The following is an 802-nucleotide window of genomic DNA, read 5'->3' as shown; positions in this document are numbered from 1 at the left end:
AAAGCCTGACAAGATTTCGTATTAAGGTGTTATCTACGCCCATTATACTTTAATACATCAAGTAATTAATTCACTAACCTCTCTTTCGTTTCACTGGACTTTACGGCTGTAAAATAGCTTTTATCTTGCAGATGAAAACTCTGCTCAGGAAAGTGCCTTTAGTTCTAATGGATGGTGAGTTTTACGCTTGTCTTTGTAACCAGGAAGAGAGGCGTAGACAGTAAAGTTCCTCGCTCCCTCATCTTGGCATTAGGTGAACTATAGACAAGAGTCAATAAACCAAACTGCAACAACATAGTCATTTTGGGAGTAAGATTATTAGTCTTAACGTCTCATATAGCTGGTATGAAGAAATTTTCATGTATACTTGATAAACGTATCGTCAACAACCGATAAAAAGTGAGCCATTTATATCTCCATCAATGATCTAATATTGAATCGCCACGAGTAGTCTTACTCCTTCCAAGTTGTTGATAATAATTGTTTTTATATTCTATTGTTGACATCTGTTCGCAGGAACCATGCCGACGCTTATTGTTATAAAACATTTCGATGTTCAAAAATATCGTTGGAGGCGTCTTCCCGCGTTCCGAAGAGCTTTTTCTTTATCCGTTCACGCTTCAGTAACTGGAAAAAATTCTGCAAGCGTATCGTGGTAATTACTGCGACGGAGCATACACTCCTCCAGGTCTTATGATTTCAGGAACGACTGTCATTCATGGCTTGTTTACTGACAACCAGCATCGTTTTTGGGGATTACGCCGCTATACAGGTGTGGTGCGGTGATGTGACCTATATCTGG

The 802-nt window shown here is 39.3% G+C and carries 1 pseudogene; it reads right to left on the bottom strand.

The features are described 5' to 3' along the window. Positions 1-419 precede the first annotated feature (419 nt). A pseudogene (locus RTW80_RS26410) lies at positions 420-688 on the bottom strand (IS3 family transposase); the annotation flags it as partial. Positions 689-802: the final 114 nt, after the last annotated feature.

Origin of the sequence: Escherichia sp. AM3 (assembly GCF_032029835.1) — a bacterium.
In the GTDB taxonomy this organism is placed as follows: Bacteria; Pseudomonadota; Gammaproteobacteria; order Enterobacterales; family Enterobacteriaceae; genus Escherichia; species Escherichia coli.
This window is presented reverse-complemented; position numbering and strand designations above follow the sequence as displayed.